Below are 25,542 nucleotides of genomic sequence, written 5' to 3' on the forward strand. Positions count from 1 at the left end.
CCGTCCGACCGCCCCCGGGCGCGGCGCTCCACTTTTCCGTGTGGGAGCGGGGCCAGGATCGCGATGGCTCGGGACCGAGCCGGTGCGGAGGCCGCGGGCCGCTCGATCCGCGCCGGCCCTCCGCGGCGCCGCGGTCCCGGAGGGCCGGAAGGCGCCGCGCGCAGCAGCGGCACGCTCCGGAGCGGCCGCGCCGCCCCGGGTGTAATAGGCCGAAGGCCGAGTTCGCCCTCAGCGGGACTGCGTGTCGGTGAGCTGCCCGATCGACTGGGCGCCCCGCTGCTTGAACAGCAGGTCGAGGCCTTCCAGCATCAGCGCGTGCATCTTGGTCCGCTCGGCGTAGGCGAGGTCGCGCAGCTGGTCGTAGACCGGCGGCTCCAGGTAGACCGACATCTGGCGGGCGCGCTGCTTGAGCGTGGCCGCCTGCTTCGGCGCCGGGGGCGCGAGGGTGAGCGACACGATCTCGGCGCCCTGCGGCCGGGCCGCCTGGGGCCGGGCCGGCGGGCTCGCCGAGGCCACGATCGCCGCGAGGCTGAGCTTAGGCGGCTTGGACATGCTGGCCCGTCCTCAGGGACTGCGTGCGGCGCTCGATCCACGACCAGAGGCGGCGGACCTCGCCGGCGGCCTGGCCCTTGGGGTTGAACTCGGTGACGCCCTGGCCGAGGCCGATCGCGTCCTGGTGGTCGGTGCGGGCGACGATGTTCACGTCGGGCAGGATGCCCAGCACCGCGAGCCCGTCCGCGGCGTCGCGGACCCGGTAGGAGCGCGGCGGGGTCTGGTTCAGCACGAAGGCGAACTTCTTCTCCAGCCGGTAGACGGCGGCCAGGGTCGGCTTGAACGCCCGCAGGTCCGCGGGGGTCGGCCGGCACGGGATGATGCACAGATCCGCGGCGCGGATCGCCGAGAGGGTGCCGGTGGAATCGACGCCGGGCGTGTCGATGAACACGTAGTCGTAGGCGGAGTCGCGCAGGCGCTCCATCACGGCGTCGATCTGGGTGGCGTCGATCTGCGCCACCTCGGGACCGTCGGCCGTGCGGTGGTCCAGCCAGTCGGAGATCGTGGCCTGCCGGTCCATCTCCAGGATGCAGACCGTGTGGCCCGCCTCCCGGGCGGCCACCGCCAGGGAGATGCACAGCGTGCTCTTGCCGCTGCCGCCCTTCTGCGTGACGAAGGTGATCGCTTTCATCCCGGGCGTCCTCCAGAAGGCCCCATGCATCCGTCCGGGCGCCCGCAACTGCCGGTCGCCGCGCCGTCTGTGCCAACCTCAGGTATGGGATTCGCGGCGTGCCGCGATCCTGTGACCCAAGGATGTCGGGGCACAGGTTGGGGCCGACATGGTTAACGAGCCGTTAAGACAACGGTCCCTCGCGGATATCCCCGCCCAGTGCGGCAGCAGGACAGCAGTCTAAACTTCAAGTTAAGATTCTTGGCATATAGAGGGTTAACAGCCTTTCCAGCGACGCCCGGATACCGTAGCGTGAGCGCGGGTGAGACGAGGAGCTTGGTGGGGGTGAAAACCTCAAGTTTAAAGACAAGGATCGCCCCATCGAGGAATGGCATGTCCGAAGCCCCGATCCCGCAATCCATTCTGGAGGCCTCCGGCGTCGTGGGCACCTGGGCCCACGATTACTGGGCGGGGCAGCTGGCGCTCTCGGCCCCGCTCGCGGATCTGCTCGGCCTGGACCCCGAGGCGGCCGCCGCCGGCGTGTCCCTGGAGGCCTTCCTCGACCGCACCCATCCCGAGGACCGCGTCCGGATCGAGAGCTATCTCCACGCGGTGGCCGAGACCGGCGGTCCCGTCGAGGCGGAGTTCCGCACGAAGGACACCCGCACCGGGATCCGCACGCTGCTGATGCGCGGCCGGATCGAGCGCGACCCCGCCGGCGGGGCGACCCGCGGGCGCGGCATCGCCATCGACCGCACCGAGGAGCAGGCCGCCAACCTCGTGCAGAGCGAGCGGGTGGTGAACCGGATGGCCGAGCACGTCATCGCCCTGCGCGACCTCGCCCGCGCCCTGCACCGGCCGTCGCTCACCGACCGGATCGAGCACCTGATGATCGAGATCGGCTTCGAGCTCGCCCGCTTCCTGCCCGAGCCCGAGGACGAGCCGCGCCACTGAGCGCGCCACTGAGAGCGCGACGGGGCGCGGAAGCCCCGCCGGACCGATTGATCGCGCCCGTTCCGGCAAGCTACTGTCCCGGCAACACTTTGCCGGGAGGACGGGGATGGCCCGCGACACGATCTACGACCGCGACCTCGACCGCGTCCCGGCCAACCACCAGCCGCTGACGCCCCTGCTCTACCTGGACCGGGCCGCGCGGGTGTTTCCCGACCACGTCGCGGTGGTCCACGGCCCCCTGCGGCGGTCCTACCGGGAGGTCTACGCCCGGGCCCGCCGCCTCGCCTCGGCGCTGGCGGCGCGCGGGATCGGCCGCGGCGACACCGTGGCGGCGCTGCTCGCCAACACCCCCGAGATGATCGAGTGCCACTACGGCGTGCCGATGACCGGGGCGGTGCTCAACACCCTCAACACCCGCCTCGACGCCGACGCGATCCGCTTCTGCCTGCAGCACGGCGAGGCCAAGGTGCTGATCACCGACCGCGAGTTCTCCCGGACGGCCGCCGGGGCCCTGGAGGGGCTGGAGCCCAAGCCCTTCGTGATCGACGTCGACGATCCCGAGTACGACGGCCCGGGCGCCCGCCTGGGCGCGACCGACTACGAGGCCTTCCTGGCCGGCGGCGACCCGGAGCACGACTGGCGGCTGCCGGACGACGAGTGGGACGCGATCACCCTGAACTACACGTCGGGCACCACCGGCGACCCGAAGGGCGTGGTCTACCACCATCGCGGGGCGGCACTGCTGGCCCTCGGCAACGTCATCACGGGCGGCCTCGGCCAGCACCCGGTCTATCTCTGGACCCTGCCGATGTTCCACTGCAACGGCTGGTGCTTCCCCTGGACCCTGTCGATCGTGGCCGGGACCCATGTCTGCCTGCGGCAGGTGCGGGCCGAGACGATGTACCGGCTGATGGCCGAGCACGGGGTCACGCATCTCTGCGGCGCGCCGATCGTCATGCAGATGCTGATCAACGCCCCCGATGCCGAGCGCCGCGACCTGCCCCGGCGCGTCGCCTTCTTCACCGCCGCGGCCCCGCCGCCGGAGGCGGTGCTGGCCGGCATGTCGGAGGCCGGATTCGACGTGACCCACCTGTACGGCCTGACCGAGAGCTACGGCCCGGCGGTGGTCAACGCCTGGCACGCCGACTGGGACGCGCTGGCGGCCGACCAGCGGGCAGCCCGGAAGGCCCGCCAGGGCGTGCGCTACCCGGTGCTCGAGGCCCTCGACGTGCGCGACCCGGAGACGCTGGAGCCGGTGCCCGCCGACGGGGCGACGATCGGCGAGGTGATGATGCGCGGCAACGTGGTGATGCGCGGCTACCTCAAGAACCCGGCGGCCACGCAGGCCGCCTTCAAGGGCGGCTGGTTCCGCACCGGCGACCTCGGGGTGAAGCACCCGGACGGCTACGTGCAGCTCAAGGACCGCTCGAAGGACATCATCATCTCGGGCGGCGAGAACATCTCGTCGATCGAGGTCGAGGACGCCCTGTTCAAGCACCCAGCGGTCGCCGCGGCCGCGGTGGTGGCCAAGCCCGACGCGAAGTGGGGCGAGACGCCCTGCGCCTTCGTCGAGCTCAAAGCCGGCGCGACCCCCACGGCCGACGAGCTGATCCAGTGGTGCCGGGGGCGGCTGGCCTCCTACAAGCTCCCCCGCCACGTGGTCTTCGGCGAGCTGCCGAAGACCTCCACCGGCAAGGTGCAGAAGTTCATCCTGCGCGAGCGGGCTCGGCAGGACGGGGCCTGATCCGCGCCCGGCCCGGCACCCGTCGATCGGAGCGGCGGGCCGGTCAGGCCTGCGGCGGATCCCGGCGGTCGACGCGCACCGGTACCGGCACGGGCTTCGGGGCGGACCCGGCGTCGCGGAGGTCGGCCAGGATCTGGGCGACGAACGCCTGGAGCGACACGAGGCTGAACAGGGTGATCGACGCGACCAGGGCGGCGGAGACCAGGGTCTTGGCGGTTTCGGGATCCACGGCGGGAGTCCTTGGCTTCGCCCCGCCGCGGGCGATCCGGGCGGGGGGCGCCGCTGTGGCGCCGGTGCCTCCCCAAGGTGGGCGCGCCGCCCGCGCCGCGCCAGCGCCGCCGCGGTCGCGCCTGGCATGCGCGGAGGGCCGGGCTCGGCCGCGATCCCGGTCGCCGCGACGCTTCGTCCGGCCGGGGATGATCGCGCGGGACCGTGCAGCTTTCCTGGCTGGTGGAACGTTGCGTTTCCCGCAATAAGCGCCGGCGCGGAGCGGCGCGCATCCGGGAGAGACGGCATGGCCGGCAGCGGCATCGCGGGCGGCATCGCGAACGGCACCCGCGCGGCGCTGCGCGCCGCTCAGGGGCTGATCCTGGCCGCCGGACTGGGAACTGTGCTGGGAGCCGGGCCTGTCGCGGGCCCCGCCCGGGCGCAGGGGCCCGTCCCGGCCCAGCCCGCGCCCCTGCCCGCTCCCCTGCCCGCGACGCCTCCGAACGCCCCGCCCCGGAGCGCGGCGCCCGCCCCCGCCGCGCCGGGAGCGGCGGCGGAGCCGGGCCCGGCCGAGCCGGTGACCCGCGCCGGCTACTTCTACATCGGCGGCCGCTACCAGAAGCTCGGCGACAAGACCGTGATGGTCGGCCAGATGTTCGTGCAGTCGCGCACCCCGGCCCGGGTCACGCAGCCCTACCCGGTGGTGATGGTCCACGGCCTCGCCCAGACCGGCGTGAACTACCTCGCCACCGCGGACGGCCGCCCGGGCTGGGTGCAGCGCTTCGTCGAGAAGGGCTACCAGGTCTACGTGGTCGATCAGGTCGGGCGCGGGCGCTCGGGCACCAACCCGGAGGTCTACGGCCCCTACGACCGGCTCGGCACCCGCAGCCTGGAGCGCACCCACACGGCGCCCGAGGTCTACGACCTCTACCCGCAGGCCAAGCTCCACACCCGCTGGCCGGGCGGGGCCGGCGTGCAGGGCAACGCCGCCTTCGACCAGTTCTTCGCCAGCCAGGTCCCGTTCCTCGCCAACAGCCAGCAGACCGAGGAGCTGGTCGACCCGGCGCTCGTGGCGCTGCTGGACAGGATCGGGCCGGCGATCCTGCTCACCCACGGTCAGGCGGCCCTGTTCGGCTGGGCGGCCTCGGACGCGCGGCCGGACCTCGTGAAGGCCCATGTCGCCGTCGAGCCCAATGGCCCGCCCTTCTTCGACGTGCAGTTCCGCGGCGGCAAGGAGTTCTGGGAGAAGACCGGCGACGGGCGCGCCCGCGCCTACGGGCTGACCCGCATGCCGCTGACCTTCGACCCGCCGGTCCGGGCGCCCGAGGACCTGACGGTGGCGCAGGCGGCCAAGGGGTCCGAATCCAAGTCCGACAGGGCGGCGGACGGGCGGATCCGCTGCTGGCTGCAGGGCGAGCCCGTCCGGTCCCTGCCGAACCTCGCCAAGGTGCCGGCCGTGGTGGTGACCGCGGAGGCCTCCTTCCACGCGACCTACGACGACTGCACCGTCGCGTTCCTGACCCAGGCCGGCGCCAGGCCGGACGTGGTCCGGCTGGCCGACCGCGGCCTCCACGGCAACGGCCACATGATGATGCTGGAGACGAACAGCGACGCCGTCGCGGACGTCCTGGCCGGCTGGCTCGCGGACCGGGTGAAGTAGCCCCGCGGGACCGCCCCCCGCCGCACCACCGATACGTGTCGCTACGGCAACAGGCGTCGCCTTCCGCGTGAAGGCCGCTTGCGGCCGCGTCCGGCTGCCCGTAGTCCGGATGGAGAAAGATCAAGTTTTACAGTACTTTATCACAATTCTAAACAGCGCGGCCGAGACGCCGGGGTGGGTCCCGGCGCGCGCGGTCGGCTGCCCGCAGCGTCGCATCCGGCAAGAGACCATGAGAGCCGTCCACCCCCTCCCCGGCATCACCCTGCGCGCCCTGCTCGCCGGGGCCTCGCTCGCCGTGCTGGCGCAGGCCGCGCCGAGCCTCGCCCAGGACGCGTCGCGCCGCGGCGGCGCCGGCCCGACCGCCGGCGGCAGCGTGCAGCTCGAGGAGCTGAGCGTCACCGGCCAGGGCGGCGGCCCGGCCTCCGGGGCCCCGGCCGGCGCACCCGTGCGCGGCGCGGAGAGCCCGACCGGCCCGATCGACGGCTACGTGGCCCGGCGCTCGGCGACCGCGACCAAGACCAACACCCCGCTGATCGAGACGCCGCAATCGATCAGCGTCGTGGGCCGCAAGCAGCTCGACACCCAGAACGCCCAGACCCTCACCCAGGCGACCCAGTACGTCGCCGGCACCTACGCGGGCACCTTCGGCGCCGACACGCGCCTCGACTTCTTCCAGCTCCGCGGCTTCGTGGTCAGCGATTACGGCCTCTACCTCAACGGCCTGCAGCTCCTGAACTACGGCTTCGCCTACAGCCGCGTGAACACGTTCGGGCTGGAGCGCATCGAGGTGCTGCGCGGCCCCTCCGCGGTGCTGTTCGGCGCCGGCAATCCCGGCGGCCTGATCAACCAGATCAGCAAGCGCCCGACCGAGACCCCGTTCGGGCTCGTCGAGGTCGGCGGCGGCTCCTTCGACCAGCGCTACGCCGCCTTCGACGTCGGCGGCCCGGCCGACGCCGAGGGCCACTGGTTCGGCCGCCTGACCGGCTACGCCCGCAACGGCGGCACGCAGGTCCAGGGCGCGCCGGACGACAGCTACTACATCGCCCCGGCCTTCACCTATAAGCCGGACGGGTCGACCAAGTTCACGGTCCTGTCGAGCTTCCAGCACGACAACACGGCCGTGACGGCGAACTTCCTGCCCTATTACGGCACGGCCCGGCCGACCCTGCTCGGCCTGCGCATCCCGCGCTCGCTCAACGTGGGCGATGCCGGCTTCAACACCTTCCGGCGCGACCAGGCCTTCATCGGCTACGAGTTCGAGCACGTCTTCGACGACACCTGGGCGGTGCGCCAGAACGCCCGCTACGGCTACACGCAGAGCTTCCAGAACTCCTATATCGGCCAGCTTGGCTACACCGACCCGCTCCAGACCCAGCTCGGCCGCTACCTGTTCCGGGATTCCGCCAAGATCGCGCAGCTCGACGTCGACACGCAGGCCGAGGCCAAGTTCTTCGACGGCTTCTTCCGCCACGACTTCCTGATGGGCGTGGAGTACCGGAACTTCCAGATCCACGACAACCAGGCCTCGGGCTTCCCCGGCCCCGACCTCAACATCCTCGCGCCCGCTTACGGCCCGCAGGCGGTCTCGGCCTCGCCCTACCTGATCAACGCCAACTCGTTCCAGCAGGTCGGCCTCTACTTCCAGGACCAGATCAAGCTCACGCCGGAGCTGACCCTGATCCTCGGCGGCCGCCAGGACTTCGTCCAGAACACCGTCTACGACCGCCTGACGCCCGCCAACACCAACGGCCGCAACGACAGCGCCTTCACCTACCGGGCGGCGGCGATCTACAACTTCGACTTCGGCCTCGCGCCCTACATCATGTACGCGACCTCGTTCCAGCCCCAGATCGGTGTGGACATCAACAACCGCACCTTCAGGCCCGATACCGGCGATCAGGTCGAGGGCGGCGTCAAGTTCGAGCCGCCCGGCCAGGGCTACTTCCTGACGCTGGCGGGCTTCGACATCCACCGCAGCAACGTGCTCACCCCCAACCCGGTGAACACGATCTTCCAGACGCAGGTCGGCGCGGTGCGCTCCACCGGCTTCGAGGCGCAGCTCGTCGCCAACGTCGCCGACGGCCTCAACCTCGTGGCGTCCTTCACCAAGTTCGACTTCACCACCGAGCGGGATGCCGATCCGGTGCGGGTCGGCAAGACGCCGGTCAACATCCCCCAGACCCTGGCCTCGCTGTTCGCCGACTACACCATCCCGCTCGGGCCGTGGCGCGGCTTCGGCTTCGGCGGCGGCGTGCGCTACGTCGGCAGCTCCTTCGCGGACGTGGCCAACACCCTGCGGGTGCCCGACTACGTGCTGTTCGACGCGCAGGTGCACTACGATTACGAGAACTGGCGCTTCCAGGTGAACGCCTCGAACCTCGCCGACCGGCGCTACGTCGCCTCCTGCCAGTCGAACGTGTCGTGCTTCTACGGCGACGCCCGGCGGGTGCTGGCGAAGGTCAGCTACAAGTGGTGAGGCGGTCCGGGCGGTTCTTGTTAGCGGCCGCCCGCAGCATGGTGACCAGCCCCGTCATCGCGAGCGCAGCGAGGCGATCCAGGGAAGCGCGACATCGGCGGGCGTGGCGCTGCTGGATTGCTTCGCTCCGCTCGCAACGACGGCGGCGCTCCGATCAGCCGTCCGCAGCCTCCGCCCCGGTGATCGGCTGCGGCCCGGAGAGCCGGGTCGGCAGGGTGTCGATCCGCAGGGACCGGCGGAGCGCCCGCGAGAACGCGTCGACCGCCATCGTCACCAGCGCGGTGGCGGCGATCAGCACCAGGGCCACGTCGAGGCGCAATTCCGAGATCGCGGCGTCGACATAGAAGCCCAAGGTCGTGACCCCCAGGATGCCGAAGATCGCGCTCTCCCGCAGGATCAGCTCCCAGCGGTAAAGCAGGTAGGCCAGGAACTGCCCGTAGAGCCGCGGCACGGTCTCGTAGGCGTAGAGGTCGAGGCCCCGGGGGGCGTCCGCCCGGTAGGGGATCGCGTCGGCGTGCCGGCCCATCAGGTAGGCGACGATGCCGGCATTGTGCAGGGCCAGCGCCAGGATCGCCGGCAGCATCGAGGGGCCGAGCAGCTGCAGGGCGACGTAGGCCAGCATGTATTCCGGCGTGGAGCGCACCACCACGAGGAGCGCCCGCCCCAGCGGCCGCCCGATCGGCCCGGCGAAGCGCCGCGCGGTCAGCGGGAACAGGACGAGGGCCCCGAGGGCGGTGGCGGCCAGGGCGATCTGCGCCAGGATCAGGGTCTGGGCGGTCCCGGGCAGGACCTGCTCGGTCAGGATCGGGCGCAGCCACGACCAGAGCCGCGCCCAGGTCTCGGGCTCGGCGAGCGGCGCGCCCCGGAGCGGGGCCGGCACGACGTCGTGGCCGAGGAAGCGGGCGAGGCTCGGGCCGATCGCCGCGCTGCCGACGGTCGGCGGCAGCGCCAGCACGGCGCCGACGAGGAGGAACGGCAGGGTCCGGGCGCGCACCCAGAGCCGGCGCGTGCCGATCAGCGCGTAGAAGATCAGGAGCAGCGCCCCGGCCTCGGCGTAGCGGCCCTGGCGGAAGGCGGATTCGAAGGCGAAGCCCATGGTCGGCAGGCCGATGAAGCCCAGCACGAGGCTGGAGCGCAGGCCGCATTCGAGGCGATAGAGGGTGTAGTCGCGCATCCGTCCGGCCACTTCGGGCAGGCGCGCGTACAGGAAGGCCGAGACCGCGCCGGTGCCCGCGGGCAGGACGCGGAGCGCCGCGAGGTCGGCCTCCTCGATCAACTCGGCGTAGACCTTGGCGCAGATGCCCGCGTAGGGCAGCGCGATGGCGAGGACGCCGGTGGTCGCCGACAGGCCGAAGACCTGCATCAGCAGCAGCGCCCAGAACAGCTCGTGGACGGCGCGCAGGCCCGCGCAGGCGAGCCGGACGGCGCGCGAGCGGGCGAAGGGGACGGCGAGCAGCAGCCCCGTCCCGGCCCCGAGCCCGACGCCGAGCATCGCGAAGGCCACGGTGTAGAGGACGCTCCAGCCCTCGACGGCGGGGAAATCGGGCCGGATCAGGCCGCCCAGCAGCCGGGCGAGGTCGGCGAAGGGGTGGAGGGTCGTGACCTGCAGGTCGGCGACCAGCAGGCCGGCGAGCGCCGCCGCCAGGAACCAGCGACTCACCGCCGCGTAGCCCGGCCGCGGCAGGAACGCGGCCTTGCCGGCGAGAGCGCCCATCAGGCGGCCTCGTAGAACGGGCTGAGCCGCGCCGGGTCGAGGCCGGCCGAGGGCGCGTCGAGGACGATCCGGCCGGCCTCCAGCACCACGACCCGGTCGGTGTGGGCGAGGGCCAGGGCCACGTCGTGGAGCGCCAGGATCAGGGTCTCGTGCCCGCGGGCCAGCTCGGTGAGGATCCGGCCGCCCTGCTGGCGGTCCAGCGCCGAGACCGGCTCGTCCGCCACCAGGATCGGCCGTCCGTTGTAGAGGGCGCGGGCCACCGAGACGCGCTGCTGCTGGCCGCCGGAGAGCTCCCCGGCCCGGTCCCAGAGCCGGTCCGCGAGCCCGACCCGGTCGAGGACCGCCGCCACGGCGGCGACGTCGGCCCGCGCCGGCCGGACCAGGGTCCGCAGGTTGTGCAGGGTCGAGCGCCGGTCGAGGCGGCCCATGTAGACGTTGTGGAACACCGAGAGCGGCCGCACCAGGGCGGCCGCCTGCGGCACCAGGGCCACCCGCCCGGGGGCCTGCCCGTGGATCAGGCCGATCAGGGTCGACTTGCCGGCCCCCGAGCGCCCCATGAGCGCGACCCGCTCGCCCGCCCGCACGGTCAGGTCGAGGCCCGACAGAACCGGGCGCCCGTCATAGGCCGCGGAGGCGTTCGCCAGGACGATGGCCGCGCCGGACCCCGCGCCCGACTCGTCGCCGGCTGCCGCGCCGCGCGACACGCGCGTCAGTCCAGGAGGCCGGTGGAGCGTCCGACCTCGACGAGGGGCTCGTAGGCCGCGTTGGTCACGGGGATGAACTTCGAGCGCCCGAACGGCTCCAGGATCGCCGGGTCGGCGATGCCGGTCAGCGCGGCCCGCAGCCTGTCGGTGAAGCCGGCGCCGTAGGTCTGCTCCACGTCGCCCCGCACGGTCCACTGGTAATCGGGGAAGGTCGGGCTCTCCCAGATCACCGAGACGGCCTTCGGGTCGACCTTGCCGGCCTTCGAGTCGAGGTCCCAGACCGAGTAGTCGACGGCGCCGACCGCGAAGGCGCCGGACTGGACCAGCTGGATCGTCCGGGTGTGGTCGCCCGAGAAGCCGACCCGGGCGAAGACCTGCTCCGGGGTCTTCCCCGGGAAGGCCTGCCGGACGAAGTACTCGGGCATCAGCCGCCCGGAGGTCGAGGCGCGGGCGCCGAACGTGAAGGTCCTGCCCGCGACGGCCTTCGGGAAATCCTTCTCCGGCTTCAGCCCGGTGGCGGCGTTGGCGATGACGTAGGTCTTGAACGCCGCGTCCTCGGCGCCCTGCGCGATCGCCTGGGAGCCCGGCACGGCCTTGCGCGCCTGGACGCCGGTGAAGCCGCCGAACCACGCGAGCTGCACCTGCCCGTTGGTGAAGGCGGTGACCGCCGCCGGGTAGCTCTTCACCGGGATGTAGCGCACCGGCACGCCGAGCTCGGCCTCCAGATAGGCGGCGACCTTGCCGAAGCGCTCGACCAGCCGGCTCTCGTCCTGGTCGGGGATGCCGGTGAAGACGAGGGGCGGGAGCGCCTTCGCGGCCGGCTTCTCCTGCGCCCGCGCCGGCCCGGCGGCGGCCAGGGCCGCCAGGACGCCCAGGGCGAGCCGCCCCAGCCAGCCCGGTCCCGGCTTCGATCCCGACCTCGATCCCGGCTTTGAGCCCGGCTTGGAGCCCGGCTTCGATCCCAGCGTCGATCCCTGCATCGCGTCCTCGTGGCACCACGCCCACGCACGGTGGGCTCGCAACACGTCGGGCGTAGCAGAAGACGCCGCGCGCGCCAGCCTCGATCCTCGCGATCCCGGCGCCCTGCGGCGCCGGGAGACCGCCGAGACGCCGCCGGGATCCACCCGGAAATCCGTCTCAGGCGCCGGGCGCCACCGCGATCGCCGACAGGGTGAGGTGCTCCGGCAGGGCGGCGTCCGGCACCGGCACGGCCCGGATCCCGGCCGGGAGCACGCCGCCGAGCAGGTCCAGGAAGTCTCCCGACGCGGCGATCTCGATCTCGGCCGCCTTGGCCTGGGTCTCGATCCGCGCCAGGGCGTTCATCGCCGGGCCCAGCACCGTGTACTCGGCCCGCACGCCGTCGTCGAAGACCCCGACCAGCAGGTCGCCCGCGTGCAGGGCGACCACGACCCGCAGGGGGAACAGATTCTCCCGGGCGCGGGCCGCGTTGAGCGCGGCGATCCGGTCGCGGATCGACAGGGCGCAGGCGAGCGCCGCGCGCGCCTGGACGTCGGGATGGCCGACGACGAACTGCACCAGCACCGCGTCGCCGATATACTTGTCGACGAGGCCGCCCTGCTCCGCCACCGCCGCCTGGGCCGCCGCCCGGACCCCCAGCAGGGCCGTCACCATGGCCTCGGGCGGGTGCTCGCGGGAGAGCCGCGAGAAGCCGCGGATGTCGAGGATCATCAGGCAGGCGTGGCGCCGGTGGATGCCGAGGCCGGAATCGCCGTCGTCGGCGGCGAGGTCGAGGGCGACCGTGTCGGGCACGAAGCGGGCGAGCTGGGTCCGCTCGTGCTCCATGCGCAGGGCCCGCACCACCGCGGCGCGCAGGCGGACCATGCCGTCGACCACCAGGAGGCCCGCCGCCATGAAGGTGGCGAGCCCGGTGAGCTGCGCGGTCGGGAAGGTGTCGGCGTTCGGGAACAGGTCCGGATGGATCAGGCCGACCAGGAAGGCCGCGCTCCAGCAGACGGTGACGAGCCCGCAGAATAGCAGGGTCTGCGCCACCCGCATGCTCAGGCCGGTCTGGAGCAGGAGCAGGAAGGCGGGCAGGCGGCTCACCGCGTCGGCGCCGAGCCCCGCCCCGCCGCCGGCCAGCATGTGCTCGATGATCACGTAGACGGCGAGCCCGGCATTGAGGCCGGTGCCGGCCCAGCTGTAGACGGTGGCCGCGGGGCCGCCGCCGCGCTCCCGCAGCCCGAACCAGATCGTGCCGAGGCCGTACAGGCCGAGGATGAACCAGTGGCTCAGGGCGTGCAGAGAGCCGTCATAGGCCTGGGCCGCCATCAGCAGCACCAGCACGATCACCACCCGGAGGCCGAGCAGGCGCAGGCCGCCGCCGGCCTGCATGGTCCGCAGCACCGCCTCGTCGTCCGATCCGGGATCCGCCCGGCCCTCGGCAGGAGCCCGCGCGGGCCGCAGCGCGGAGAGCGTCGGGTTGCCGGCGCTGCCCGAGGCCATCAACCGCCCCGGCCGAGGCGCCGGGCCGCCGCGAAGCGGTTGAGGAAGCGCGGCTCCTTCTCGGGGGCGATCCGGATCGCGAGGTGCAGGGTGCCGTCGGCCTCCGACCGGCGGTCGAGGATCTCGGCGTTCTCGTAGAGCCAGTTCAGCGCCGCCCCGTCCTCCGGCGGCAGCGCCACCGCGAAGCTCGCGCGGTTGCGCCCGATCCGCGCCTCGATCCGGGCCGACAGCGCGGCGAGCCCCTCCCCGGTCACCGCCGAGACCAGGACCGGCGCGGCGCTGTCGCGGTCGTTGCGGGCCCTGGCCTGGCCGCTGAGGTTCAGGAGCCGCGCGCGCTCGTCGTCGTCGAGCAGGTCGGCCTTGTTCCAGACCTCGATGATCCGGTCGGTGCTGGTCTCGATGCCGAGCTCGCGCAGGACCTCGCCGACATCCTCGGCCTGGGCCTCGGAATCGACGTGGGCGACGTCCCGCACGTGGAGCAGCACGTCGGCCTCGATGGCGTCCTCGAGCGTCGCCCGGAAGGCCGCGATCAGGGGCGTCGGCAGGTCGGAGATGAAGCCCACCGTGTCCGACAGGATCACGGTCTCGCCGTGGGGCAGCTTGGTCGCCCGCGCGGTGGGGTCGAGGGTCGCAAACAGCATGTCCTTGGCGGTGACCTCGGCCCGGGTCAGGGCGTTGAACAGGCTCGACTTCCCGGCGTTCGTGTAGCCGACGAGCGCGACGATCGGGTACGGCACCCGAGCCCGGCTCTGCCGGTGCAGGCCGCGGGTGCGCACCACCGCGTCGAGGTCGCGCTCGATCCGGGTCATGCGCTCCTGGATCATGCGCCGGTCGGCCTCGATCTGGGTCTCGCCGGGGCCGCCCAGGAAGCCGAAGCCGCCGCGCTGGCGCTCCAGGTGGGTCCAGGAGCGGACGAGGCGGGACTTCTGGTAGGCGAGGTGGGCGTGCTCGACCTGCAGCGTGCCCTCGCGCGTGGAGGCGCGGCGCCCGAAGATCTCCAGGATCAGGCCGGTGCGGTCGATGACCTTGGCGCCCCAGGCCTTCTCGAGGTTGCGCTGCTGCACCGGCGACAGGGCGCAGTCCATCACGACGAGGCCGATCTCGCGGGCGCGGATCAGGCCGGCGATCTCCTCGACCCGACCCTTGCCGAGATAGGTGGAGGGCCGGATCCGCGGCAGGCTGACGGCGAGGCTCTCGACCACGTCGAGCTCGATCGCGGCGGCGAGCCCGGTCGCCTCGTCGAGGCGGGCCTCCACGGAGCGCGACGGCGCGGCCGGTCCGGGGCCGGCCCCCGCCGCGCCGCGCGCGAGGTAGGGGCCGATCACCAGGGTGTGGGTCGCCGCGGCGATCTCGCCCTCGGGGGCGGCCTGCGCCTGGAGGCGGGCTTCGCCGGACGTCAGCGTTTCGGTCATACGGCCTTCGGCGCCGCCGCCCCGGGCGACGGCTTCGTTGGAGAGGTCGGAGTGTCAGAATGGGGATGCGGGCGGGCCGGGCCAAGATGCCGGCCGCGAACGGGCACAGATATCCGTCGGCGGGCGGGGTCTCCGCCCTCCCCCCGCCGCGGCCGCGCCGGTCGCGCGGCGTCGCCCGCGCGGCGCATTGGGCCTCCGACCCGCCCGATCCCCGGCTTCCGGCCCGCTAGGCGCCGGGGCCGCCGGCCCTCACGCCTTCTCGGCGGTCTCGTCCGGCTCGAACAGCTGCACCGGGTGGCCCGGCATGATCGTGGAGATCGCGTGCTTGTAGACCAGCTGCGAGTGCCCGTCCCGGCGCAGCAGCACGCAGAAATTGTCGAACCACGTCACCACGCCCTGCAGCTTGACGCCGTTGACGAGGAAGATGGTCAGCGGAATCTTGTTCTTGCGGACATGGTTGAGAAAGGTGTCCTGAAGGTTCTGTGCGCGTTCGCCCGCCATCTTCTTGGCCTTCTTGTTGTCCCGGCTCGCTCGGTCCGGGAGGAGTATGCCGCGGGCCGGATCGTCCGATCATCCGGTCCAGGGCCGTGTATACCAACACCATGACGACGTGAAAGCGTGGGTGCAAGCAACCCCCGTTCCAGCCGATCCGTGACGGATCGGCCCCGCCCTCAACGCGCGCCCCGGCGCCGCGGCCTCACGGGCCGATGCCGAGGGACTTCAACTTGCGGTGCAAGGCCGAGCGCTCCATGCCGATGAACTCGGCGGTGCGCGAGATGTTGCCCGAGAACCGCGCGATCTGCGCCACGAGGTACTCGCGCTCGAAGATCTCGCGGGCCTCCCGGAGCGCGAGGCTCATCAGCTTCTCGCCGCCCGCGCCGCCCGGCGTCGTCGGCACCAGGGCGCCGATCTCGGAGGGCAGCATCTCCGAGGTGACCTCCTGCTCCGGGTCGGCCTGGGTCAGGATCATCAGCCGCTCGACGTTGTTCTTGAGCTGGCGCACGTTTCCCGGCCAGTTGTGCGACTGCAGCACCGCCATGGCGTCCTCGGCGATCCGGCGCTTGGGCAGGCCGGTCTGGGACGAGATGTTGTCCATGAAGAACTGGATTAGCTCGGGCACGTCCTCCCGGCGCTCCGACAGGGCCGGCACCCGGATCGGCACCACCGACAGGCGGTGGAACAGGTCCTCGCGGAAGCGGCCGGCGGCGATTTCCTCCTGAAGGTCCCGGGAGGACGAGGAGATGATGCGGACATCGACGTGGACCCGCGTCGTGCCGCCGACCCGCTGGAAGTTCTGGTCGACGAGGACGCGCAGGATCCGGTTCTGGGTCTCCCGCGGCATGTCGGCGACCTCGTCGAGGTAGAGGGTGCCGCCGTGGGCCTCCTCCAGGGCGCCGACCCGCCGGCCGCTCTCGCCCTCGACCCCGAACAGCTCGGCCTCCATGGTCTCGGGCAGGATCGCCGCCGCGTTGAGGAGCACGAACGGGCCGTTCGAGCGGGCCGAGGCCTTGTGCAGGCTGCGCGCCGCGAGCTCCTTGCCGGCGCCCAGCGCCCCGGTGATCATCACCCGGGCGTTCGTCGGCGCCACCCGGTCGAGGGTCTGGCGCAGCTGGTTGATGGCGAGCGACGTGCCGACGATGCGGTTGGTGGCGCCGGAGCGCGCCGTCAGGTCGCGGACCTCGCGCCGGAGCCGGGAGGCCTCCAGCGCCCGCTCGGCCACCAGGATCAGCCGGTCGGCCTTGAACGGCTTCTCGATGAAGTCGTAGGCGCCCGCCTTGATGGCCGAGACCGCGGTCTCGATGTTGCCGTGGCCCGAGATCATCACCACCGGCAGGTCGGGGTTCGCGGCCTTGATCAGGTCGAGCACCTGCAGGCCGTCGAGCCGGGAGCCCTGCAGCCAGATGTCGAGGAAGACGAGGTGCGGCCGGCGCGCCTCGATGGCGGCGAGCGCCTCGTCCGAGCCGCCGGCCGTGCGGCAGCGGTGGCCCTCGTCGTCCAGGATCCCGGCGACGAGGTCGCGGATGTCGGCCTCGTCGTCGACGATCAGGATATCGGCGCTCATACGTGCATCTCCGCGATCCGGGGGGCCGTCGGCGCGGCGCCCTTCTCCTCTGTCGTGACGGGACTGGTCTCAGGGGCCGCCGCCGCCGGCTCGGGCCCGTGCTCGCGCGGGACCCGCATCCGGACCTGGCCGCCGCGGCCGGCGGGATTGTCGTTCAGCTCGATCCCGCCGCCGTGCTCCTCGAGCACCTTGCTGACGATAGCAAGCCCCAGCCCGGTTCCACCCTCGCGGGTGGTCATGTAGGGCTCGAGCAGGCGCTGGCGCCCCTCGGCCGGGAATCCCTTGCCGTTGTCGGTGACGGCGATCACCGCGAACCCGTCCTCGACGGCGAGGTTCAGGCTGATCTTGCCCTTGCCGAGCTCGGCCTCCGGCACCTCGGCCACCGCCTCGACGGCGTTCTTGAGGATGTTGGTGATCACCTGGCTGAGCAGCCGGATGTCGAAGGCCGCCACGATCTTCTCCGCACTGCCCGCGCCGCCCTGGGCCGAGAACGCGAAGTCGATGTCCGGGTGCGCGACCCGCATCATGAACAGGTTCTGCTTGGCGATCTCGGTGAGGTCGTTCGGCGCGATGGCGGGCTTCGGCATCCGCGCGAAGGCCGAGAACTCGTCGACCATGCGCTTGATCTCGTCCACCTGGCGCACGATCGTGGCGGTGCACTGGTCGAACACCTCCTTGTCGGCGGTGATGACCTTCCCGTACTTGCGCCGGATCCGCTCGGCGGAGAGCTGGATCGGGGTCAGCGGGTTCTTGATCTCGTGGGCGATGCGGCGCGCCACGTCGCCCCAGGCGGAGCTGCGCTGCGCCTGGACGAGGTCGGTGATGTCGTCGAGCGTCACCACCGAGCCGCGGGACGCCCCCTGCGCCTGCTCGCTCGTGACCCGCACCGTGATGGTGCGCTCGCCCCGGGACCGGGTGAGCTGGACCTGCTGCTGCTGCAGGCTGCGCGGGCGCGCCTCGCTCTCGGCCAGCACCGGCGCGAGCTCCGGCACCGCGCGGGCCAGCGGCTCGCCGACCAGGGCGTCGCTCGCGAGGTCGAGCATCCGCTCGGCGGCGGGGTTGGCGATGGTGACGAAGCCCGCCGCGTCGAGGCCGATCACCCCGGGCGAGACCCCCGACAGCACGGCCTCGGTGAAGCGGCGGCGGGTGTCGATCAGGTCGCTCGCGGCGATCAGGCCGGCGTGCTGGCGGCGCAGCTCCTGGGTCATCTTGTTGAAGCTCTCGCCCAGGTGGGCGAGGTCGCCGCTGGTCTTCTTGGTCGGCACCTGGGCGTAGAAATTGCCCGACGCCACCTGGTCGGCGGCGTTGATCAGCCGCCGGATCGGCGCCACGAACCGGTTGGCGAAGTTCATGCCGAACCAGACGGCCGAGAGCAGCGCGATCAGCGCGATCAGCAGGAACACCGACGCGAAGGTGATCTGGATCGAGCGGCGCAGCGAATCGTAGGTGAGGTACTCGGCCGCCGCCGCCCGGGACACGCCCGGGAACTCGATGGCGAGCTGGCTCACCTCCCGCTGCACCATCAGCACGGCGTCGTCGTAGGCCGGCATGCGCAGCAGCGCGGCGAAGACCCGGCCCTCGGTGGGCAGGAGGCAGATCGGATCGGCGGAGTTCGCCGCGTCCTCGAAGGCCGCCGCCGAGGGCAGGCGGTTCGTCTTCAGGACGTCGATCTTGGCCCGGGCCACCACCTCGGTGGGGCCGCGCATGATCTGCGCCACCGGCAGGCCGAGATTAGTCGCCCGGGTGGTCAGGAAGGTCTGGAACCAGTCCCGGTTCACGTCGAAGTTCGGCCGGGCCCGGGTGAGGTCGTCGGCGAGGATGCGGATCTCGCGGGCGAGGCTCTGGCACTGGTTCTCCTGGTAGGCGTCGGCCACCTCCACGGATTTCAGCACCACGTCCCGGACCCGGTCGGTGAAGCCGAGCGACAGGCCCCGGTCGATCGTCACCGAGGCGACCACGGCGAGCAGGATCGTCGGCAGGATCGCGATCAGCGAGAACAGGCCGACGATGCGGGTGTGCAGGCGCGCCACCGCGGCGTTGGCCTTGCGGGCGTGCAGGAAGACCCGCGCCTCCCAGGCGATGATGACCGCGAGGCCGAGCACCAGGGCGGCGTTGATGGCCAGCAGCGTCACGCCGTAGGCCGGCGTCGGCGTCACCCGGATCACCCCGGCCAGGATCAGGAAGGTCGCGAGCGCCGAGACCAGGGCGGTGATCACCATGGCGGCGCCGATCCAGCCGGGACCGCGCGGGCCCGGCCGCAGCGATTCCGCCAGAGGCGTGCCGGACGGCTGGGACGCCTCGGGGCCCGCGGGCGTGCCCGCGTCCCGCTGATCCGCGGCCGGCTGGACAGCGTCCTGCTGGCCCGCGTCCTGCTGGACCGCGTCCTGGCCCGCCCCGTCGGCACCCCTCTCGGGGACCGACGCGGGGCCTTCCTCTGTCCGTGAGCGTCTCAGGAACGGCATGACTGGTGCAGGGCCACAACAGTGTGGCGGAATTAATACGAATCCGGGCGTCCGGGCGGCGGATCGGCGGCGCGATCCGCCGCACGCGGGCGGCCTTGACCGCGCCCCGCCCCGCCCGTACCCCCGGTCGCGGAGGCGAACGGGGTCTGGTGGCCCTCCTGGTCTTCAAAACCAGTGGTACGCCAACAGCGTACGGTGGGTTCGATTCCCATCCGCTTCCGCCACGCTTCAGACAATCGAAACCGATGAACCAGTGTTCGCCGATATTCAGGCGACACGTACGATTAAATTCGCGATACTGCTTCATCGGAACTGTGGGGGTGCCGGCTCGTTTCCCGCGATTGATCCCGCACGGGTGCCCGCGTGAAGAACCGATCCGCCGCCACCGTCCCGTTCCCGCCGGCCGCGGCCGGCCGCGCGCGCTGAGGCCGGCCATGCTGGACAGACTCGTCACGCTCCTCCCGCCCGGCGCCCGCGAGGCGCTGCGAACCCTCGCGGCGCGCCGGCCCGTGCGCCTTCCCGTGGGACTTCCCCCGCGTCGGCCGGGCGCCGAGGCCACGATCCTGCCGGGGCTCGACGCGCGGCCCGCCCCGATGGCGCCGCTGCACCCGCCCGCCGCCATCAACGACAATCCCCTCCAGGCCCTCCACGACGCCGTCGAGCGGGACCTGCGCGCCAGCGGCCACCTGCGCTGAGCGCGGGCCGCGCGGCCGACCGTCAGCGCTTGGCCGGTGCGGGGCCTTCGGGAATCGTCCCGGGCGCGATCCAGTGGCAGGCCGTGGTGCCGCGCACGGCGGCGCAGTCGTAGCTCGCGCCGCCCAGCGTCACCTTGTCGACGATGCCGGCGAGGTCCGTGCGCGCCAGCGCCGCGCAGCCGAGATGGTCCGCCTTGGGGTCGGCCAAGTGCGCCGCGGCCGCCGCCGCACCGTCGCGCATCAGCATGCGGTAATTGGCCAGCGACGGGCAGCCGATCACCGGCGGCCCGGCCCGCCGGTCCGGGACGCTCCTGTCGGGGCGGGGCGCGCGGGGCGCCTGCTGGGCCTGGACCGGCGCCGCGCCGAGGCCGAGGGCCAGCGCGACGAGGACGGCGTCGGGGAGGAGGCGGCGTGTCATGGGCCGCTCGTAGCACGGCGCGTCCGGTGTTGCGCATCCACCGCGCCGCTACGCTCAGCCCCCCGGCCGGCCCCCTCGCCCGGCCGCCGCAGACCTGCGGCGGATTGGGGGCTCGCCTGCGGATGTTCAGGCTTGACCGCGGGCCCGCCATTTGCGAGCGCCGCGCAGGAACGGAGGACGGGCCATGACGACGGAAATCGACAGCGACCAGAGACTGCACTTGGTCTTCGGCGGTGAATTGCAGGATCTCGACGGGGTCCGGTTCCGGGACATCAAGAACCTCGACATCGTCGGCATCTTCCCGGACTACGCCACCGCCCAGGCCGCGTGGCGGGCCAAGGCCCAGGCCACCGTCGACAGCGCGCAGACGCGCTACTTCGTGGTGCACCTGCACCGGCTGCTGGAGCCGCCGGCCCCCTGAGGGGACCGGGCGCGCGGGGATCCGAACCCGGGTCCGGGGCCGGGTCCGCCGCGCGCGTCCGCGGTGAGAGCGGGGTAAGAGCGCGGTGAGGGCGCGGCCGTGAAGGCATTGTGACACTTCCGGCCCGCTGCTAAGAGCCTCGCCCGTCATCGGATCGTTCCGGCTCCTCGGGAGACCGGTCTGAACAAGAGCGGCGGGAGGTCCGGCCGCGAGCGAGCGGCCGCCCATGAAATCCTCGATCAAGATCATCGCCGGGAATGCCAGCCGGCCCCTGGCCGAGGCGATCGCGGCCTATCTCGAATTGCCGCTCGCCAAGTGCATGGTCCGGCGCTTCGCCGACATGGAGATCTTCGTCGAGCTCCAGGAGAACGTGCGCGGCGAGGACGTGTTCATCGTCCAGTCGACCTCGTTCCCGGCGAACGACCACCTGATGGAGCTGCTGATCATGATCGACGCCGCGCGCCGGTCCTCGGCCCGGCGCATCACGGCGGTGATCCCGTATTTCGGCTACGCGCGGCAGGACCGGCGCACCTCCGGCCGCACCCCGATCTCGGCCAAGCTGGTGGCGAACCTGATCACGGAGGCGGGCGCCGACCGCGTCCTGACCCTCGACCTCCACGCCGGCCAGATCCAGGGCTTCTTCGACATCCCCACCGACAACCTGTTCGCCGCCCCCGTGATGGTGCGCGACATCAAGGAGCGGCTGCCGAGCGCCGACCGGATGGTGGTCTCGCCGGACGTCGGCGGCGTGGTCCGGGCGCGCGCCATCGCCAAGCGGATCGACTGCCCGCTGGCCATCGTCGACAAGCGCCGCGAGCGCCCCGGCGAGTCCGAGGTGATGAACATCATCGGCGAGGTCGAGGGCCGCTCCTGCATCCTCGTGGACGACATCGTCGATTCGGGCGGCACCCTGGTCAACGCCGCCGAGGCCCTGCTCAACGCCGGTGCCAAGGACGTCTCGGCCTACATCACGCACGGCGTGCTGTCGGGCGGCGCGGTCTCGCGCATCGCCGCCTCGCGGATGAAGGAGCTGGTGATCACCGACTCGATCCAGCCGACGCAGGCCGTCAAGCTCGCCCGCAACATCCGGGTGGCGACGATCGCGCCGCTGCTCGGCGAGGCGATCGGCCGGACCGCGACCGAATCCAGCGTCTCCAGCCTGTTCGACTGACGGCGCCGTCCGGCCGATTCTGGCCGGTCCTGAGGCGCCCCGCCCCTACCGGCCCGGCACCCAGCCGCCCCGGTTGCCGGTCTCGGTGCCCGGCGCGGTGAGCACCAGGACCGTGCGGCCCGGCAGCGGCACGGCGGTCCCGGCCGCGATCGCCGGCGCGCCGGGGGCGCGGGCGCCCGCGGGCTCGCCCGTGTCGAAGGCCGGCGTCCACGGGCCGCCGATCACCGGGGCGAGGCGGAAGCTGACGGCCTCCGCCCCGGCATTGAACAGCATCAGCAGGCGCTCGCCCGGGTCGCCGTCGTTGCCGATCTGCATGCCGAACACCTGGAGCCCGTCGTCGGACCAGTGCCGGACCTCCATCTCGATGCCCTCGGGGGAGAGCCAGTGCACGTCGCGCAGGGGCTCGTCGGGGTCGATCAGCGCGCCCGTGAAGAAGCGCCGCCGCCGCAGGGCCGGTTGGGCCCGGCGCAGGGCCAGCAGGTTGGCCACGAAGTCCGTGAGGGCCGGATCCGGATCGACGCTCCAGTCCATCCAGCTCGTCGGGTTGTCCTGGGCGTAGGCGTTGTTGTTGCCGCCCTGGCTGCGGGAGCGCTCGTCGCCCATGAGCAGCATCGGGACGCCCTGGGCCAGCATCACCGTCGCCAGCATGTTGCGCTTCTGGCGGGCGCGGAGCGCCAGGATCGCCGCGTCGTCGGTGTCGCCCTCGACGCCGTAGTTGCGGCTGACGTTGTGGTTATGGCCGTCGCGGTTGTCCTCGCCGTTGGCCTCGTTGTGCTTCTCCTCGTACGACACCGTGTCGGCGAGCGTGTAGCCGTCGTGGCTGGCGATGAAGTTGACGCTGGCCAGCGGCGAGCGCCCGGACGGGGCGAACACCTCGCGCGAGCCGGTCAGCCCCTGCGTGACCTTGGCGAGCGTGGCGGAATCGCCCTTCCAGAAGCCCCGGGCGGCGTCGCGGAACTTGTCGTTCCACTCGCTCCAGCCGCGCGGGTAGCCGCCGAGCTGGTAGCCGCCCTCCCCGACATCCCACGGCTCGGCCACCATCTTGACCCGCGCCAGCACTGGGTCCTGCGCCACGGCCTGGAAGAACGCCGCCTGCGGGGTGAAGGCGAAGGGCGCGCGCCCGAGGCTCGAGGCGAGGTCGAAGCGGAAGCCCGCGATGCCGTAGGCGGTGACCCAGTGGCGCAGCGAATCGAGCACGAGCTGCATCACCCGCGGGTGGCTCGCGTCGAAGGTGTTGCCGCAGCCGGTGCAGTCGCGGTTGCGGCGCGGGTCGGCGGGGTCGAGCTTGTAGTAGCTGGCGTTGTCGATGCCGCGGAACGACAGGGTCGGGCCGGTATGGTCGCCCTCGGCGGTGTGGTTGTAGACCACGTCGAGCCAAGTCTCGATCCCGGCGGCGTTCAGCTCCCGGATCGCCGCCTTCAGGCCGCCGAGGCCGCCCTCCCCCAGGTAGCGCGGCTCCGGGGCGAAGTAGCCCAGGGGCTGATAGCCCCAGAAATTGACGAGCCCCTTCTCCACCAGGAAGCGGTCGTCCGCGAAGGCCTGGATCGGCAGCAGCTCCAGGGCGGTGACGCCGAGCTTGACGAGGTGCTCGATGATCGCCGGGTGGGCGAGCGCCCCGTAGGTGCCGCGCTCCGCCTCGGGAATGTCGGGATGGGTGCGGGTCAGCGCCTTGACGTGCGCCTCGTACACCACCGTCTCGGCGAGCGGCCGGCGGACCGGGTTGAGGGCGAGGTCGGGCACCTCCGGCGCGGTGACCACGCAGCGCGGCATGTAGACCGCGCTGTCGCGCCGGTCGATCCGGTCCTCGCGCCCGCCGCCCCGGCGGTGGCCGTAGAGCGCGTCGTGCCAGCGGATCCGGCCGCGGATCTCCCGCGCGTAGGGGTCGAGGACGAGCTTCGAGGCGTTGAACCGGTGGCCCGCCGCCGGGTCCCAGGGGCCGTGCACCCGGTAGCCGTAGAGCTGGCCCGGCAGCACGCCGCGCAGGTAGCCGTGCCAGACGTCGTCGGTCCGGCAGGGCAGCCGCACCGTGCGGGTCTCGTGCCGCTCCCCCGGCTCGAACAGGCAGATGTCGACCGCGGTGGCGTGCTCGGAGAACAGGGCGAAGTTGACGCCGCGCCCGTCGAAATGGGCGCCGAGCGGTGCCGGCACCCCGTCGTCGACGGCGATCATGCGGGGCGTCCGGTCACACGGATGGCGGCGGGCGGGAGCAGCGGGAGGCGCCGGCTATTCGGCGGCCGCGGCGGCGGTGGGCGGCTCGCGCTCGACCGTGCGGAAGTTCTCGAGCTCCGCCAGGAAGTTGCGCGCCCACCAGTCGACGTCCTCGCGGGTCATGCGCTCGACCATCGGCTTCCAGCGCGCCAGCCGCTCGGCCTTCGGCATGTAGAGGGCCGCGCGGATCGCCTCGGCGACCTCGAACCGGTCGTAGGGGTTGATCAGCAGCGCCTCGGGCAGCTGCCGGGCGGCGCCGGCGAATTTCGACAGGACCAGCACCCCCGGATCGTCCTCGCTCTGGGCGACGACGTACTCCTTGGCGACGAGGTTCATGCCGTCGCGCATCGGCGTGACGAGCCCGACCCGGGCGGCCCGGTAGAGGCCGGCCAGCACGGGCCGCGGATAGGCCTTGGTGATGTACTGGATCGGCGTCCAGGCCGGGTCGCCGAGCGAGCCGTTGATCTCGCCGACCTTCTCGTTCACCTCGCGGGCGAGCTGCTCGTATTCCGGCACCTCGCTGCGGGATTTCGGCGTGATCTGGATGTAGGTGACGTTGCCGCGCTGGTCGGGATTCGAGGCGAAGAAGCTCTCCACCGCCTCCATCCGCTCGGGCACGCCCTTGGAATAGTCGAGCCGGTCGACGCCGATCAGCAGCTTGCGGGTGCGCAGGCCCGCGATGGTCTCGCGCACGACCTTGTTGGAATTGGCCTTCTCGGCGGCCTCCTTGAAGCCCGCGACGTCGATGCCGATCGGGAAGGCGCGGATCCGGGTCCGGCGGCCGTCGACCATCAGCGAGCCGCCGCCGAGCGGGATCGCCCGCTGGGTATCGACGAGGTTGCGCTGCAGGTTCTGGACGTCCGCCTCGGTCTGCAGGCCGATCAGGTCGTAGTCGACGATGGCGCGCAGGAGCTCGCCGCTCGCCGGCAGCGAGTTGAACACGTCGGCGGCGGGCCAGGGGATGTGGTGGAAGTAGCCGATCGGGTTGTCGAGCCCGAGTCCGCGCAGCTCGGCGGCGAGCGGCAGCAGGTGGTAATCGTGGACCCAGATGATGTCGTCGGGCTCGACCAGCTTGGCCAGCGCCCGCGCGAAGGTCCGGTTCACGCGGCTGTAGCCGGCATAGTCCGAGCGCGAGAAGGCGCCGAGCCCGAGCCGGTAATGCATGATCGGCCACAGGGCGCGATTCGCGAAGCCGGCGTAGTATTCCAGGTGATCCTGCGACGAGAGGTCGACGACGGCGTACTGGACCCGGCCCCGGTCGATCAGCGTCGGCTCCTCGGACGGCTCGTCCGTGATGGTGCCGCTCCAGCCGAACCACAGACCTTCGTAGGCCGTGAAGGCCTCCTTGACCGCGACGGCGAGGCCGCCCGCCGCCACCGCCTTGCCGCCCTCCTCCGGGACGGCGACGCGGTTCGATACGATCACAAGGCGTGCCACGCGGGTCGGCTCCGGATCAGGGGCGCGGGTCGGGTCGAGGATCTCGCCGCGCCTGCATCGGGACGTCACTATTATGTCAGAACGCGCGGAGGCCCTGCGCGATCCTTTGTCGGTCGTCCCGCAACCCAAGCGTGAAGCCGGGCGCGGGTCAAGTCGAGGCCCTGCCGTTCCG

21 protein-coding genes and 1 tRNA gene are annotated in these 25,542 nt (G+C 72.3%); 8 read left to right on the forward strand and 14 right to left on the reverse strand.

From position 1 onward, the window contains the following. Window positions 1–228 precede the first annotated feature (228 nt). Window positions 229–552, reverse strand: coding sequence for a ribbon-helix-helix domain-containing protein (locus BLW78_RS26615; protein WP_020095560.1), 324 nt, complete (start codon window positions 550–552; stop codon window positions 229–231). After that, window positions 536–1,183, reverse strand: a complete 648-nt coding sequence (locus BLW78_RS26620; RefSeq protein ID WP_012318487.1) for a ParA family protein — start codon at window positions 1,181–1,183, stop codon at window positions 536–538. Before BLW78_RS26620 ends, BLW78_RS26615 begins: the two co-directional genes overlap by 17 nt. A 372-nt stretch (window positions 1,184–1,555) precedes the next feature. On the opposite strand from BLW78_RS26620, the gene BLW78_RS26625 reads away from it, so the two are divergent. Together BLW78_RS26625 and BLW78_RS26630 are read left to right on the forward strand one after the other, a co-directional pair. Then, window positions 1,556–2,116: a PAS domain-containing protein gene (locus BLW78_RS26625; RefSeq protein WP_020095561.1), complete on the forward strand. Its 561-nt coding sequence runs from the start codon at window positions 1,556–1,558 to the stop codon at window positions 2,114–2,116. 106 nt (window positions 2,117–2,222) lie between these two features. Continuing rightward, window positions 2,223–3,860, forward strand: a complete 1,638-nt coding sequence (locus tag BLW78_RS26630) for an acyl-CoA synthetase (protein WP_091683133.1) — start codon at window positions 2,223–2,225, stop codon at window positions 3,858–3,860. A 43-nt stretch (window positions 3,861–3,903) separates the two neighbouring features. On the opposite strand, the gene BLW78_RS26635 is transcribed toward BLW78_RS26630, so the two are convergent. Continuing rightward, on the reverse strand, window positions 3,904–4,089 hold the full coding sequence (locus BLW78_RS26635; protein WP_056524620.1) for a hypothetical protein: 186 nt from the start codon (window positions 4,087–4,089) through the stop codon (window positions 3,904–3,906). Between the two features lie 285 nt (window positions 4,090–4,374). Here BLW78_RS26635 and BLW78_RS26640 point away from each other — a divergent pair, with 285 nt between their 5' ends. Next, entirely contained in the window at window positions 4,375–5,727 is a 1,353-nt protein-coding gene (locus BLW78_RS26640) for an alpha/beta hydrolase (RefSeq protein WP_091683135.1), read from the forward strand. Between the two features lie 229 nt (window positions 5,728–5,956). After that, on the forward strand, window positions 5,957–8,203 hold the full coding sequence (locus BLW78_RS26645; protein ID WP_091683137.1) for a TonB-dependent siderophore receptor: 2,247 nt from the start codon (window positions 5,957–5,959) through the stop codon (window positions 8,201–8,203). 154 nt (window positions 8,204–8,357) lie between these two features. On the opposite strand, the gene BLW78_RS26650 is transcribed toward BLW78_RS26645, so the two are convergent. From BLW78_RS26650 to BLW78_RS26685, 8 genes are all read right to left on the reverse strand, one after another. Further along, window positions 8,358–9,917 (reverse strand): PhnE/PtxC family ABC transporter permease, encoded by a 1,560-nt coding sequence (locus tag BLW78_RS26650; protein WP_091683138.1) that lies wholly within the window; start codon window positions 9,915–9,917, stop codon window positions 8,358–8,360. Beyond that, window positions 9,917–10,621: an ATP-binding cassette domain-containing protein gene (locus BLW78_RS26655; RefSeq protein ID WP_091683140.1), complete on the reverse strand. Its 705-nt coding sequence runs from the start codon at window positions 10,619–10,621 to the stop codon at window positions 9,917–9,919. Before BLW78_RS26655 ends, BLW78_RS26650 begins: the two co-directional genes overlap by 1 nt. A gap of 5 nt (window positions 10,622–10,626) precedes the next feature. Further along, complete coding sequence (locus BLW78_RS26660) at window positions 10,627–11,601, reverse strand: putative selenate ABC transporter substrate-binding protein (RefSeq protein ID WP_244527071.1); 975 nt, start codon at window positions 11,599–11,601, stop codon at window positions 10,627–10,629. 157 nt (window positions 11,602–11,758) lie between these two features. Next, window positions 11,759–13,084 carry an adenylate/guanylate cyclase domain-containing protein gene (locus BLW78_RS26665; RefSeq protein ID WP_020095569.1) on the reverse strand — a complete coding sequence of 442 codons (1,326 nt, stop codon included), beginning with the start codon at window positions 13,082–13,084 and terminating at the stop codon, window positions 11,759–11,761. Continuing rightward, on the reverse strand, window positions 13,084–14,496 hold the full coding sequence (hflX, locus tag BLW78_RS26670; protein WP_020095570.1) for a GTPase HflX: 1,413 nt from the start codon (window positions 14,494–14,496) through the stop codon (window positions 13,084–13,086). The genes BLW78_RS26665 and hflX overlap by 1 nt, the downstream gene beginning before the upstream one ends. A 249-nt stretch (window positions 14,497–14,745) precedes the next feature. Beyond that, complete coding sequence (gene hfq / locus BLW78_RS26675) at window positions 14,746–14,997, reverse strand: RNA chaperone Hfq (protein ID WP_007563033.1); 252 nt, start codon at window positions 14,995–14,997, stop codon at window positions 14,746–14,748. Between the two features lie 196 nt (window positions 14,998–15,193). Beyond that, complete coding sequence (locus BLW78_RS26680; protein WP_020095571.1) at window positions 15,194–16,558, reverse strand: nitrogen assimilation response regulator NtrX; 1,365 nt, start codon at window positions 16,556–16,558, stop codon at window positions 15,194–15,196. Beyond that, window positions 16,555–19,020: a sensor histidine kinase NtrY-like gene (locus BLW78_RS26685; RefSeq protein ID WP_091683142.1), complete on the reverse strand. Its 2,466-nt coding sequence runs from the start codon at window positions 19,018–19,020 to the stop codon at window positions 16,555–16,557. The genes BLW78_RS26680 and BLW78_RS26685 overlap by 4 nt, the downstream gene beginning before the upstream one ends. 131 nt (window positions 19,021–19,151) lie before the next feature. Between BLW78_RS26685 and BLW78_RS26690 the strand changes: the two genes are divergently transcribed. Both BLW78_RS26690 and BLW78_RS26695 read left to right on the forward strand, forming a co-directional pair. Then, window positions 19,152–19,244: transfer RNA gene (locus BLW78_RS26690), tRNA-Sec, on the forward strand. A gap of 210 nt (window positions 19,245–19,454) precedes the next feature. After that, a complete protein-coding gene (locus tag BLW78_RS26695; RefSeq protein WP_091683143.1) occupies window positions 19,455–19,715 on the forward strand; it encodes a hypothetical protein in 261 nt (86 codons plus the stop codon). Window positions 19,716–19,737: 22 nt separating this feature from the next. Here BLW78_RS26695 and BLW78_RS26700 read toward each other — a convergent pair whose 3' ends face one another. After that, a complete protein-coding gene (locus BLW78_RS26700) occupies window positions 19,738–20,133 on the reverse strand; it encodes a hypothetical protein (RefSeq protein ID WP_056524642.1) in 396 nt (131 codons plus the stop codon). A 184-nt stretch (window positions 20,134–20,317) separates the two neighbouring features. Between BLW78_RS26700 and BLW78_RS26705 the strand changes: the two genes are divergently transcribed. Together BLW78_RS26705 and BLW78_RS26710 are read left to right on the forward strand one after the other, a co-directional pair. After that, a complete protein-coding gene (locus BLW78_RS26705; RefSeq protein ID WP_020095575.1) occupies window positions 20,318–20,554 on the forward strand; it encodes a DUF4170 domain-containing protein in 237 nt (78 codons plus the stop codon). Between the two features lie 226 nt (window positions 20,555–20,780). Continuing rightward, complete coding sequence (locus BLW78_RS26710; RefSeq protein WP_012318471.1) at window positions 20,781–21,725, forward strand: ribose-phosphate pyrophosphokinase; 945 nt, start codon at window positions 20,781–20,783, stop codon at window positions 21,723–21,725. A 45-nt stretch (window positions 21,726–21,770) separates the two neighbouring features. Here the strand turns inward: BLW78_RS26710 and glgX are convergent, their stop codons facing one another. After that, on the reverse strand, window positions 21,771–23,894 hold the full coding sequence (gene glgX / locus BLW78_RS26715) for a glycogen debranching protein GlgX (protein ID WP_091683145.1): 2,124 nt from the start codon (window positions 23,892–23,894) through the stop codon (window positions 21,771–21,773). Window positions 23,895–23,948: 54 nt separating this feature from the next. Next, window positions 23,949–25,370, reverse strand: coding sequence for an alpha,alpha-trehalose-phosphate synthase (UDP-forming) (locus BLW78_RS26720; protein ID WP_091683166.1), 1,422 nt, complete (start codon window positions 25,368–25,370; stop codon window positions 23,949–23,951). Between the last annotated feature and the right edge of the window lie 172 nt (window positions 25,371–25,542).

It is taken from the genome of Methylobacterium sp. 275MFSha3.1, assembly GCF_900108435.1.
Classification (GTDB): domain Bacteria; phylum Pseudomonadota; class Alphaproteobacteria; order Rhizobiales; family Beijerinckiaceae; genus Methylobacterium.